Genomic DNA, 11,402 nt, shown 5'->3' with positions numbered 1-11,402 from the left:
GATGATGAACGAAGAGTTACTGGAACAGCTGGAAACTTGGCATGAGCAAGATGAGTACGAGAAGATTGTAGAAGCGGTGCAGGAGATTCCTGCAGAAGAGAGAGACTATGAGCTGGTGAATCACTTGGGCCGGGCCTTAAACAATCTGGAGCGATATGAAGAAGCTGTGGAGCAATTCCTGACCGTGGCCGAAGAGGGAGCAGATGACCCGCTCTGGCAATACCGGATTGGACTGGCTTATTACTATCTGGAACAATACGACAAGGCAGAGCAAGCTTTTGAACGATCCGACGAGCTGGAACCGGGAGATGAAGATACACTGGAGTTTCTGGAATGGATCCGCAACAGGGATGAGGAAGATGAACACGAGGAAAGTGATGAGGACGTTACGGGTGAAGAGTATGAAGATCACGCGTTAGAAAAGAAAGCTGCCGAAGAGTCACCTGCGGTAATCTCATCGATACCTGTAGTGCATGTTGATCCACCCGTCCCGGTATCGGGTGAGTTCTGGAATGATAGCGAGCTGGCTCTGGAGCAGTATGTGTCCGATCCACCAAGTGATGGCTTGATTGAATCGGTGGAGGAACAGTTGGTATTCCGATTGCCTGTCTCGTATATTGAGATGATGAAGGAACATAACGGCGGCATTCCGTATAACCGTTTTTTCCCGGTGACGAATGAAGATTCGGGAGAGACCGGGTATGTCGAGATTGAGGGGATATTAGGTATCGGCCGCGAGAAACGCCATGCGCTATGCGGCGCAGAGGGTAGCTGGGCTGTGATTGAACGTGATGGGTATCCCGAAATTGGTGTGGTCATTGCCAAATCACCTTCTGAAGCAGGGGTTGTCATGCTGGACTACCGTTCTTTCGGCAATGATGGTGAGCCAGAGGTCGTGTACGTAGATAAAGAACATCGTAAAATTACTCCCCTCGCACCGAACTTTGAGACGTTTATTCAAGGGTTAATGCGACCGGAAGTTTAATTCACATCGACGAGAAGCCGCAGGGGCTGGACCCTTGCGGCTTCTCGTCTACAATGCAGGATAGATAAAGCGTTGATCTGTGCTGTACGATTATGCCGGGAAACCGCCACCTGGAGGCGGCCATGCGCCATAGAAACGGCGGAGCAACACAATTTCGCCCAGGTGATAGGAGTTGTGTGAGGCAATGTTACGCAATAATCCGCCTTTCGTTTCTCCTGGGAAATAGAGCAACGGATCATTCAACTGGGCCGTTTCTGCGATGGATACCGCTTGATCAATACCGCTCAGGAACGCCTGAATATCCTCTTTCCATGTCGCTTCATCTTGTGGGCCTGTCTCCACGGGCCAGCTCTCGCTCACATTCGCTGGCATTTGCGGCTTACGTCCCTCCACATGCTCTAGCATGAAATTCTGCCAGTAATGCATATGTTTGACCAATTGGTAGATGGTATAAGGCATGGCCTCATGTGTACGTCCTGCAAGCTCTACATCAATATCCGGCAGTGCCTTGGCGATACGAATATGTCCGCGTTCTCCAACCAGGGATTTCACTAGGGCTTGTCCGAAACTTTGATTAACATCTGACATGTGCGATCTTCCTCTCTGAAAAACAGGTCTCTGACCTGTCATTATATACATTATACAATTAAATTGTGAAAAATTAAAATCAGGTAAACCCTCCATCTCTTTTAGGTTACTTTGTATCAAAGATCATATTATTGCCCAAATTTTAATTATTCCTAATGTTTCTTTCGTATGTTAGTATATTTAACATCAGAAGCGCGAGTCTTGATATTGCGGGCTTGTGAACGTTGCGATAGTAGGTGGATTAAGGAATGCGCAATTGGGTCAAAAACGAGAATGTGCAGATGGTTGCCGTTGCCTTGGCTACGTCCGTAGGCGCACAGTTCAAAATTAATCCCTTTCGGGAAGATTATTTCCGGATCGGCCTCGGGGTCAGCATTCTTTTATTTTTGCTGATGATTATGCCCCATTTATCTTATATAAAAACAGGGATTCTGACGGGGCTAGCGAGCATAGCGTTCCAATCGGCTGACCTGATTCATCATATACACAACTTATCCATGCTCGAAAGCTTGCGGGATAACCTGGGAGCGGGTTTGTATTATGTGGTATTTGCCTATGGGCTGAGTAAAATCAAGCGCCGTTTTCATGAGATTCCTCCGCTACTGCTCAGCGGCATTATCACCGGTATTGATTTTTCCTCTAACCTGGTCGAGTTATTCGTGCGAGGTGTGCTAAGCGGGACAAATATTTTTTATATGCGTGAATGGCTGTATCTGCTAATTGTGGGCGGTCTGCGAAGTTACTTTGTCATTGGGCTGTATAACAGTTTTGCAGTTAGACAGATCAGGCTCCTGCATGCAGAACAGGAAAAGCGGATGGAACAGATGTTAAGCGTGAATTCGGGACTGTACGGTGAGGTCTTTTACCTGAAAAAAGCGATGAATACCATTGAAGGCATCACGGCTAACAGTTATGAGCTATATCGGGATCTGCGTGAGCAGGACATGAACGAATACAGCCAGCGAACCTTGGGCATTGCTCAACAGATTCATGAAGTGAAGAAGGATTCGCAGCGCATTCTGGCCGGATTATTGAAGCTTTATGATAATGAGAAGACGGTTAATATGAGTCTGTCGGAAGTGGTGCATTTTGCAGGTAAGGCCAATCGCAAATACAGTGAGATGTTGCACAAACAGGTAATGATCGAAATCGAACAGCAGTTTGAAGGCGAGTCACCGTACTATATTCCGCTACTTACGGTCTTGAATAACTTGCTGGCTAATGCCGTTGAGGCGATTGAGCACGAGGGCATGATTCAAGTACGGGTGTTTGAACAGGATGCGGATGTGCATTTTGAGGTGACCGATTCGGGAAAAGGTGTACCTGAAGCGAAGCACGGGGTTATTTTTGAACCCGGTTATACGACCAAGTTTAACGAAGTTGGCATTGCTGCCACAGGGATTGGACTGTCCCATGTACGTGATATCGTTCAGTCGCTAGAAGGACAGATTCAGGTAGCAGGTGCTCCATCCGGACGAGGTACTGTGTTCACAGTCACGATCCCCAGGGTCAATCTAATGAAGGAGGCCGATGCCCATGACACTTTCGATCCTGATCGTGGATGATGATGTGGTGAGCCGCAGCATGCTACAGGATATTATTGAGAATAGTGGAACCTTAGAGCTGGCGGGCATGGCCGAAGGTGGTCTGGAAGGACAGCGTATGATTCTGGATCTCAGACCCGATGTTGTATTGATCGACCTGTTGATGCCAGATCAAGACGGGATTGAAACCGTGGCGAACCTGAAGCAGAGCGGCTATGGCGGCAAATTGATTATGATCTCACAGGTCGTCAACAAAGAGATGGTGGAAGCGGCCTACCAGAAGGGGATTGAGTTCTTCATTCACAAACCGATCAACCGGGTCGAAGTAGAACATGTGCTCAATAAAGTGAATGAGCAATGGAAGTATGAGCGTTATGTGCAGGAGATCAAACAGTCCATGGCTCGGCTCAATCTGGTAGAGGCCCCGGCTCCTGCTCAGACCCGAACGGTGCGTGATTCAGCGCGAAGCATATTAATGGATCTGGGCATTATCGGTGAGAGTGGGAGCAAAGATATCGTAGCTTTGATGGAGTATGCTATTGAGCAAAAGCAGGCCTCCGAGTTGCCGCCTCTGAAGGAATCCTATGAAGCTGTGGCTCAAAAGTACAAGCTAACGCCCAAGGAAGTGGAGAAGGAGTGCAAGGCGATGGAGCAACGCATCCGTAGAACGGTTCTGACGGCACTGACAAATCTGGCGTCCATCGGACTTACGGATTACAGCAATCATAAATTCGAACATTATGCGCCGCTTTATTTTGATTTTCAGGACGTGCGTATGAAGATGAGGGCGATGGAAGAAGAGCAGGCGAGCGACAACAAGAGCAAGGTGAACATCAAGAAATTCCTGCAAGTGTTCTACATGGAGACGGTAGAGAAAATCAATAGCTAAAACACTAAGTGAATGAAATTCATATCACAGCGCAAGGTATGTGCAATTCAGAATTCTAGAGGCCCTTTTCGAGGGTCTTTTTTATTTTGTGTTATATAATATTACATTAGATAAGCAAATTCTATATAAATATTTAGATTTTTGTACAAAAAAGTAGTCAAAAACAACATTGTGTTAATTTATTTTTCATATGTTGTTAATAAAATGTGTAGGATTGCGTAAGTTTGTGTAGGTGTAGAAATACAATACGTACATAAATACAAATGATCGATTCGGTCGATCCCAATCTAATCAGGAAAAGGGGTTTTTCCATGAAAAAGGTAGCATCCATCGTTATGGCTTCAGTTCTCGCTCTGGCACTTAGTGCCTGCGGCGCAGCAAAATCGGGAGAAGACAGCAGTGCCCAGTCTGCAAGTGGAACGGCAGTAACAAAATATACTTTCGGTACGGATGCAACATATCCTCCGTTTGAGTTTCAGAAGGATGGAAAATACGTTGGGATCGACATTGACCTGATGAATGCCATCGCGGCAGAAGAAGGCTTTGAGGTGGAGATCAAGCCGATGGATTTCAAAGGCATTATTCCAGCCATCACAGCAAATCAGTTGGACGGAGCAATCGCAGGCATCAGCATCACGGATGAACGTAAAAAAGTTGTAGATTTCTCAGAACCCTATTATCAAGCCGGATTGTCCTTAATCGTGAATGAGGATAACAACGACATTAAAAGCCCACAGGATTTGAAAGGTAAAACGATTGCGATCAAAAAGGGAACGTCAGGTGCGAATCTCGCTGATGAATACGCGAAGACCTATGGCGCAACCGTGAAATATTTTGATGATAGCCCATCCATGTATCAGGAAGTAGCGAATAAAAATGCAGACGCGACACTTGAAGACTTCCCGGTGGTTTCTTATAAAATCGCTGTGGACCCCAATTCCAAGCTTAAAATCGTTGGCGACCGCTTGAACGGTGACTTCTACGGGATTGCTGTAGCTAAAGGCGATGCTGCATTGCAGCAGAAGATTAATGACGGATTGAAAAAATTGCAGGCAAACGGGGAATACGACAAGATCGTTGAAAAATATCTAGGAACAGCAGCAAAGTAGAAAGGAACGGTGGTACGGATGAATTCCTCCTGGCAAGTCATACTGGACGCACTGCCTCTTCTGTTAGAGGGAACGGTCGTTACGTTGAAAATTGTTGTGATCTCGCTCATCTTTGCAATGGTGATTGGTCTGATCTCCGGCCTGATGAGCACCTCCCTGAATCGGTTATTGCGACTGGTGGCCTCGCTTTATGTGGATATCATCCGTGGCACACCTCTACTGGTGCAGGTATATTTCATTTATTTCGGTCTGCCGGTGTTTCTGGATATGCGTATCCCAGCCATGACGGCAGGAATTATTGCGGTTAGCTTGAATGCTGGAGCATACATCTCGGAAATCTTCCGTGCAGGGATTGAGTCTATTGGCAAAGGGCAACATGAAGCCGCAAGATCTCTAGGCTTAAGTCGTTTCAAAACGATGTGGCTTGTGGTGCTACCGCAGGCAACCCGGCGTATGATTCCTACTTTTGTAAACCAGTCCATCATTACCATCAAGGATACGTCGCTGTTATCAGCCATAGGTATTGCAGAGTTGACGCAGACCGGGGAAATTATTATCTCTTCCAACTTCCGGGCATTTGAAATCTGGGGCGTTGTCGGCATATTCTATCTGATCATCATCGTGCTGTTATCCCGGGCTTCCCGATTTATTGAAAGGAGGTATGCAATCCGATGATTACTGTCGAGAACTTGAGGAAACAGTTTGGTGCGAACGAGGTGCTGAAGGATATCTCCACAACGATTCGGGAACAAGAAGTGGTATGTGTAATCGGCCCTTCGGGGTCTGGCAAAAGTACGTTCTTGCGCTGCCTCAATCTGCTGGAGGAGGTCACGTCAGGCAAGGTCATGATTGGCGAGGTGGAGGTTACCTCTCCGAAGACCAACATCGACGAGCTTCGCACCAATGTAGGCATGGTATTTCAGCAGTTCAATCTGTTTCCTCATCTGACCGTGCTGGAGAACATCATGCTGGCACCCAAACATATCCGGAAGCTGAGCAAAGCCGAAAATGAGAAAAAAGCAATGGAACTGCTTGGTAAGGTAGGGCTGTCTCAGAAAAAAGATGCCTATCCCGATCAGCTGTCCGGTGGACAGCAGCAACGTGTAGCCATTGCGCGCGCACTCGCGATGAATCCGAGTGTGATGTTGTTTGATGAACCAACCTCGGCTCTGGACCCCGAGATGGTTGGGGAAGTGCTGCAAGTCATGAAAAATCTTGCGCATGAAGGGATCACGATGATTGTGGTGACACACGAGATGGGCTTTGCCCGTGAGGTCGCGGATCGGGTGATTTTCATGGACGGCGGTTATATTGTCGAAGAAGGCACGCCGGAGGAACTTTTTCAGAATACGCGTCATGAACGAACCAAGGCATTTCTGGGTAAGGTGCTGTAACGCGCAGAAGAGAAGCCAGAAAAGGCTACCTTTTTTCTCCGATAGTCAAAAATAAAAGAACATATCCCTTGCGGGCAAACCATGGACTTGAGCACATCTGATATGATGAACTTGAACAGGGTTGCTTGCAGGGGATTTTTGCTGTTGTGCATAATAATTATAAAAGCCCTTATAAGTTGGAGTGTCCATTTAAACATATATATAGATTCATCAGTAGCGTCAGTACATATCACGACCAGGGAGGGCATGGGTTTATGGAGCGAATAACTCAGATGGATAAAGTGATCTTCCGAGCACATCTGCTACAGGCCATCGAAGAGATTAGGGAGCGGGACCAACTGGAGTATGAAGAGATTGGCTTGCTCATTGAGCCTGCTTCCGAACTGCACAAATCGCTGAACGGTGCAGACGAGATGATGCGACTGGTGGTGCTTGCTCCGCAGAATGTAGAGCATCGACAATTTACAGTGGATGAGGCTGTGGATCTCTTATGCTGGTATGCCCCGCTGGTTCCTTTATGGATCGATGTTACGCTGGTGGAGGTGGAACAGAAACGGGCCGTGTTTAGACTGATCTGCAGTCTGCGTCTGCGTAAACCCACACAGCTTCTTCATGCGGAAACAGGGCACGCGCCATTCCGGGTGGTAGTGCCCGATAAGTAAGATTATAACCATGAATTGAACAGGAGGGTTCCTATGAGTAACAGCTCCAATGGAGAATTAGAGGTCATTGCCATTTCGGATGTACAGCATGTAAAAATACACGGTAGAACTACGGCCGGGCGGTCATCATTGAACTTGTTTTGGACAGGCAGTGCAGTCGAATTTAACGTACGGGGTGCGGAATTTTGGGTTGAAATCGAGTCGTCCTATGATCTGCTTGAGCCCTGGATCAGTATTGTTATCAATGGTGTTCCGGTAAGCCGTCAGATGTTAATCAGGGGCAGAACCTGGATCTGTGTATTTCGTGGCATGAATCCTAATGCGGTCAAAAATGTGCGTATCATCAAGGATGTACAGGCGATGAGTGTTGACCCGGGGCACAGTCTGCAGTTTCACGCGGTGAAGGCGGGGGGCGCGTTCCTGCCTGTAGAAGAGAAAGCTCTTAAAATCGAGTTTATCGGAGATAGCATCACCTCGGGAGAAGGTGCGATTGGGGCAAAGACAGAAGAGGACTGGATACCGATGTGGTTCAGTGCACTGCACAATTATACGTTTTTGACAGCTGAAGCATTAGATGCAGCGTATCATGTCATCTCTCAGAGCGGATGGGGCGTATTGAGCAGTTGGGACAACAACCCGAATGGCAATATTCCGGAGTATTATGAACAGGTGTGTGGTCTGCTGAAGGGGGAGCGAAATGAGCAACTTGGCGCTTTAGAGCCATATGAATTTAGCTCTTGGCAACCTGATATTATTGTAGTCAATCTGGGTAGCAATGATGATGGCGCATTCCAGTCTCCAGCGTGGACAGATCCGATCACAGGACAAGTGTACAAGCAACGCCTCAACGAAGATGGAACATATCATGAGGAGGACTTGGCCAAGTTTGAGAGGGCCGTGGAGCAGTTCCTGTTTAAGCTGCGGAAAAACAACCCGCAAGCCCATATCGTCTGGGCGTATGGCATGCTCGGAGCTTCTTTGCTGCCCGCAATCTACCGAGCAGTAGATACCTATCACAAGCAGACAAGAGATCCTGCTGTTTCAATCCTTCAGCTTCCGAATACGACCGAGGAAACGATAGGTGCAAGAACACACCCTGGCGAACGATCACATCGCCGGGCGGCTGATGTTTTAACAGAGTACATTCGGCGAATTCTATAATATACAAGTTGAACTACATTTTTTACACGGAACACTCCGATGACAGATTTTTGTAAATGAATAGTTCAGCTTATATAGATTCTTCTTATGGCAGTCTCCATGATGATTCTATGCGTAAAATAACGAAAGACCGCACAGCGGGACGCTGTACGGTCTTTTTTGAGCTGTTTTATTGACTCTAATCAGTCTGGTCGACTAATTTTGGTTAGCCTCTGTTGCAAGATGGCGTTGCACCTCATAACGGATGGAAATGATCTGTCCAAGCGTCTGGGTACGAATCGTTTTCAGCAAGGTGGGGACGGTGCCGTTTGGAAATAACGGAATACCTTCACCCAGTACTTTCGGGATAATAGCGACCTCAATTTCATCCAGTAACTGATGTTCTATCACAGACTGAACAAGCTGGCCGCCGCCTAGAATCCATACATCTCCCTCGAAAGACTGTTTCAGCCTGGGAATGAGTGTTTTTACGCTCTCGGTTGTGAATTGCACATGCGGTGCAGGTGGCTGTTCTGAGCGAGAAAGCACATAAGTCGGGCGATCTGCATAAGGGAAGTCTCCTGGTATGGTAAGCACTGCCTCGTACGAGGAACGTCCCATGATTACACTGCCAATCGTTTCGTAGAATGTAGCATAGCCGTTATCGCCGCCATCGCCTTCCACATCAAGCAACCAATCGAACGTACCATCCAATCGGGCAATATATCCATCCAGGCTCATGGCAATGTAAAGAATCGCTTTTGAATTTGGATTATTCATAATTCATCGCTCCCTTTGTGTAATAACTGTAATATACACTCTAACTATGACAAAAACTGACGTAGTTTAATGATTTATTCATAGTACAGCTAAGGTGGGAGCCTGGAAGCCTGGATCAGCAATGAACTACCATGCCGTTTATGCCTTCAACGGGCTATGTTCCATTTCATAGACTTTCTGGAGTATACGCAGGTTTTCTTCCTTCGCCGCATCGGACTCGGCATGTACATAACCTTCGACAAGTCTGTATCCGAACACGAACAGAATCATCTCGTGTACACAGTGGTCAGCGAGTGGGGGAGCTTCCGCATATTCCGCAAAGCCTTTATAATACGCAGGAACACAGCGCTGATAATATTCCACCATCTGCTCAATATCGCACTCATCGGCAACCAGGCTGGCGATATCCTCTCCAAAGTATCCCCACCCTGAGGTATCCCAATCGATGAGCGCGATTTTCCCATCGGCATAGATCAGATTAGTCACCCAGAAATCCCGATGGTTCAACACAATCGGCAGCTGTTCGATGCGAGCCAATACTTCGTCCGAGTGTTCATCCATATCGATCAACATTTGCCGGATATGGGGTGGGAAATCACAGTCTTCAGAACGGATGTAATCATAAACGACAGGCCATGAGCGATAGTGCAGATACGTATTTTTCATGAGATCGGCATGGCTCAAGTTGGTCAGACTCTTCAGCACTGCGGGCTGTTCCGCATACAGTTTACCTTGATAACGCCCTAATTCCAGCGCAGCCTGTTCAAACATTTCAACAGACAGATCCGGACCTGACACGCCGTCGATATATTCCAGCCACAGCTGAAATTCATTTTCTTCAGCATTCATCTCCGCGTAATAACAGGTGGGCCAGCGGAAGGTTTCCGAGAATGTCGTTCCGAGGTCAGACATGTACAGATCATATTCCCGGCGCCATGAATCATGATCATTATAACGTTCCCATTGTTTCTGAACCTTCAGTACAAGTTGGTAAGGCAACTTTTGACCATCCACGGTCTCGGCCGTTCCAGTTACCAGGTTTACGTTACCCACAGTTCCGCCATGCAGAGTGGCTGTATGATAGTCCGCTAAAACAATGTTCTTCTTAAAATATTGGTTTAAAACATGAGTTAAGGTTTGCTTCTTTATTTTCGTCATCTTCGTCTTATTCATTTCTTACGACCTCCGCTTTTGTTGGTTTGTTTACTCTGAATCCTGTTGATTTTGTTTTTTGCTCTTTTTTCGATGAGGTAGTTGGTTTTGTGTTGTACATACTTGTTCTCTGACTGCTGGGAAATATAATTCTCCCAACGTTCATGCTGTAGCGAACCGTCTGCTAGTGCAGAGAGAACGGCACATCCGGGCTCGGTCTTATGGCGGCAATCGGTAAAGCGGCACTGAACGAATAATGCTTCGACATCGGCAAAGCTTGCATGAATACCTTCGTCAGCATCAAAAAGCCCAAGCTCACGCATGCCAGGAGTATCAATAACCATTGCGCCCGAATGCAACATGAAGAGTTGACGATGTGTTGTGGTATGGCGTCCACGGCTGTCGTCCTCCCGTATGGCCTGAACTTTCATGACGTCATTTTCAATTAATGCATTGAGCAGAGAGGATTTACCCACGCCAGACATGCCGAGAAATACAACGGTATGGCTTGGTGCCAGATATGGGGCGAGTTCGTCCAGTCCTTGACGGGTATGACTGCTGATCACGTGAACAGGCACATCGGAGATGCGTTGTTTCACTTCCGCGAGCATAGGATAAGTCTCTGTGACGAGGTCTGCTTTGGTCAAAATAATGACCGGTTTACCACCGCTTTGTCTGGCTTGTGTCAGGTAACGCAGGATACGATTCACATTGAAATCCTGGTTCAGCGAAGTCAGGATAAATACGACATCGAAATTGGTGGCGACAACCTGCTCCAATATCGTTTTGGCATAGCCTGCAGCATGGCCTGCATAGTCTGCACGCGAGAATTTGGACCTTCTGGGCAGCATCTTAACGATCAGGGAATCACCGATATCGTTGTAGCGCAGCAGGACAAAATCCCCCACACAAGGAAAGTCAGTTGGCATATCCGCCTGATAATAAAATGAACCTTTTAGTACTGCGGTGACTTCACCCCGCTCTGTCATGACCGTGAATTGCTCCCGCCGAAGTTCTGTAATTCTTCCGGGTAATAATCCATCGGGAACCTCTTCTGTTTCGATATATCCGTAGATTTTTAAATTCATCATGGGTATAAGGTTAGCTCCTTTAATGTTGTTTTTGGACGCAAAAATGCCGCAAACAAGCAGCCTCTTAC

Annotated in this window: 12 protein-coding genes; 8 read left to right on the top strand and 4 right to left on the bottom strand. The window is 47.1% G+C overall.

Features of this window, described 5'->3' with window-relative positions:
• Positions 1 to 4 precede the first annotated feature (4 nt).
• The gene (locus Q9R46_RS19325; RefSeq protein ID WP_311281487.1) at positions 5 to 985 is read left to right on the top strand and encodes an SMI1/KNR4 family protein; all 981 of its coding nucleotides are present in this window, start codon (positions 5 to 7) and stop codon (positions 983 to 985) included.
• Positions 986 to 1,075: 90 nt separating this feature from the next.
• Here Q9R46_RS19325 and Q9R46_RS19320 read toward each other — a convergent pair whose 3' ends face one another.
• On the bottom strand, positions 1,076 to 1,573 hold the full coding sequence (locus Q9R46_RS19320; RefSeq protein WP_311281380.1) for a DinB family protein: 498 nt from the start codon (positions 1,571 to 1,573) through the stop codon (positions 1,076 to 1,078).
• A gap of 248 nt (positions 1,574 to 1,821) precedes the next feature.
• On the opposite strand from Q9R46_RS19320, the gene Q9R46_RS19315 reads away from it, so the two are divergent.
• The 7 genes from Q9R46_RS19315 (at position 1,822) to Q9R46_RS19285 (ending at position 8,332) form a co-directional block, all read left to right on the top strand.
• Positions 1,822 to 3,138: a sensor histidine kinase gene (locus Q9R46_RS19315; protein ID WP_311281379.1), complete on the top strand. Its 1,317-nt coding sequence runs from the start codon at positions 1,822 to 1,824 to the stop codon at positions 3,136 to 3,138.
• A complete protein-coding gene (locus tag Q9R46_RS19310) occupies positions 3,110 to 4,006 on the top strand; it encodes a response regulator (protein WP_311281378.1) in 897 nt (298 codons plus the stop codon). Before Q9R46_RS19315 ends, Q9R46_RS19310 begins: the two co-directional genes overlap by 29 nt.
• A 311-nt stretch (positions 4,007 to 4,317) precedes the next feature.
• Positions 4,318 to 5,115: a transporter substrate-binding domain-containing protein gene (locus Q9R46_RS19305; RefSeq protein WP_311281377.1), complete on the top strand. Its 798-nt coding sequence runs from the start codon at positions 4,318 to 4,320 to the stop codon at positions 5,113 to 5,115.
• Positions 5,116 to 5,133: 18 nt separating this feature from the next.
• Positions 5,134 to 5,790, top strand: coding sequence for an amino acid ABC transporter permease (locus Q9R46_RS19300; RefSeq protein ID WP_145414577.1), 657 nt, complete (start codon positions 5,134 to 5,136; stop codon positions 5,788 to 5,790).
• The gene (locus Q9R46_RS19295; protein ID WP_145335189.1) at positions 5,787 to 6,509 is read left to right on the top strand and encodes an amino acid ABC transporter ATP-binding protein; all 723 of its coding nucleotides are present in this window, start codon (positions 5,787 to 5,789) and stop codon (positions 6,507 to 6,509) included. Before Q9R46_RS19300 ends, Q9R46_RS19295 begins: the two co-directional genes overlap by 4 nt.
• A 254-nt stretch (positions 6,510 to 6,763) precedes the next feature.
• Positions 6,764 to 7,171, top strand: a complete 408-nt coding sequence (locus tag Q9R46_RS19290; protein WP_311281376.1) for a hypothetical protein — start codon at positions 6,764 to 6,766, stop codon at positions 7,169 to 7,171.
• Between the two features lie 33 nt (positions 7,172 to 7,204).
• Positions 7,205 to 8,332 carry an SGNH/GDSL hydrolase family protein gene (locus tag Q9R46_RS19285; protein WP_311281375.1) on the top strand — a complete coding sequence of 376 codons (1,128 nt, stop codon included), beginning with the start codon at positions 7,205 to 7,207 and terminating at the stop codon, positions 8,330 to 8,332.
• 195 nt (positions 8,333 to 8,527) lie between these two features.
• Here the strand turns inward: Q9R46_RS19285 and Q9R46_RS19280 are convergent, their stop codons facing one another.
• From Q9R46_RS19280 to rsgA, 3 genes are all read right to left on the bottom strand, one after another.
• Positions 8,528 to 9,091, bottom strand: a complete 564-nt coding sequence (locus Q9R46_RS19280) for a dihydrofolate reductase family protein (RefSeq protein ID WP_311281374.1) — start codon at positions 9,089 to 9,091, stop codon at positions 8,528 to 8,530.
• A gap of 138 nt (positions 9,092 to 9,229) precedes the next feature.
• Positions 9,230 to 10,264, bottom strand: coding sequence for an aminoglycoside phosphotransferase family protein (locus Q9R46_RS19275; RefSeq protein ID WP_311281373.1), 1,035 nt, complete (start codon positions 10,262 to 10,264; stop codon positions 9,230 to 9,232).
• Positions 10,261 to 11,334 carry a ribosome small subunit-dependent GTPase A gene (gene rsgA / locus Q9R46_RS19270; RefSeq protein WP_311281372.1) on the bottom strand — a complete coding sequence of 358 codons (1,074 nt, stop codon included), beginning with the start codon at positions 11,332 to 11,334 and terminating at the stop codon, positions 10,261 to 10,263. Before rsgA ends, Q9R46_RS19275 begins: the two co-directional genes overlap by 4 nt.
• Positions 11,335 to 11,402 lie beyond the last annotated feature (68 nt).

The sequence above is a fragment of the Paenibacillus sp. RRE4 genome, from assembly GCF_031844205.1.
Classification (GTDB): Bacteria; Bacillota; Bacilli; order Paenibacillales; family Paenibacillaceae; genus Paenibacillus; species Paenibacillus xylanexedens_B.
Note: the sequence above shows the minus strand (reverse complement) of the source record. Positions and strands in the feature narration are given on the sequence as shown.

What these genes read in the sequence shown, in the direction of transcription:
- Q9R46_RS19280 (WP_311281374.1), bottom strand. Translation starts at nt 9,091, where the DNA reads ATGAATAATCCAAATTCAAAAGCGATTCTTTACATTGCCATGAGCCTG.
- Q9R46_RS19300 (WP_145414577.1), top strand. Translation starts at nt 5,134, where the DNA reads ATGAATTCCTCCTGGCAAGTCATACTGGACGCACTGCCTCTTCTGTTA.
- Q9R46_RS19295 (WP_145335189.1), top strand. Translation starts at nt 5,787, where the DNA reads ATGATTACTGTCGAGAACTTGAGGAAACAGTTTGGTGCGAACGAGGTG.
- rsgA (WP_311281372.1), bottom strand. Translation starts at nt 11,334, where the DNA reads ATGATGAATTTAAAAATCTACGGATATATCGAAACAGAAGAGGTTCCC.
- Q9R46_RS19310 (WP_311281378.1), top strand. Translation starts at nt 3,110, where the DNA reads ATGACACTTTCGATCCTGATCGTGGATGATGATGTGGTGAGCCGCAGC.
- Q9R46_RS19305 (WP_311281377.1), top strand. Translation starts at nt 4,318, where the DNA reads ATGAAAAAGGTAGCATCCATCGTTATGGCTTCAGTTCTCGCTCTGGCA.
- Q9R46_RS19325 (WP_311281487.1), top strand. Translation starts at nt 5, where the DNA reads ATGAACGAAGAGTTACTGGAACAGCTGGAAACTTGGCATGAGCAAGAT.
- Q9R46_RS19315 (WP_311281379.1), top strand. Translation starts at nt 1,822, where the DNA reads ATGCGCAATTGGGTCAAAAACGAGAATGTGCAGATGGTTGCCGTTGCC.
- Q9R46_RS19285 (WP_311281375.1), top strand. Translation starts at nt 7,205, where the DNA reads ATGAGTAACAGCTCCAATGGAGAATTAGAGGTCATTGCCATTTCGGAT.
- Q9R46_RS19275 (WP_311281373.1), bottom strand. Translation starts at nt 10,264, where the DNA reads ATGAATAAGACGAAGATGACGAAAATAAAGAAGCAAACCTTAACTCAT.
- Q9R46_RS19290 (WP_311281376.1), top strand. Translation starts at nt 6,764, where the DNA reads ATGGAGCGAATAACTCAGATGGATAAAGTGATCTTCCGAGCACATCTG.
- Q9R46_RS19320 (WP_311281380.1), bottom strand. Translation starts at nt 1,573, where the DNA reads ATGTCAGATGTTAATCAAAGTTTCGGACAAGCCCTAGTGAAATCCCTG.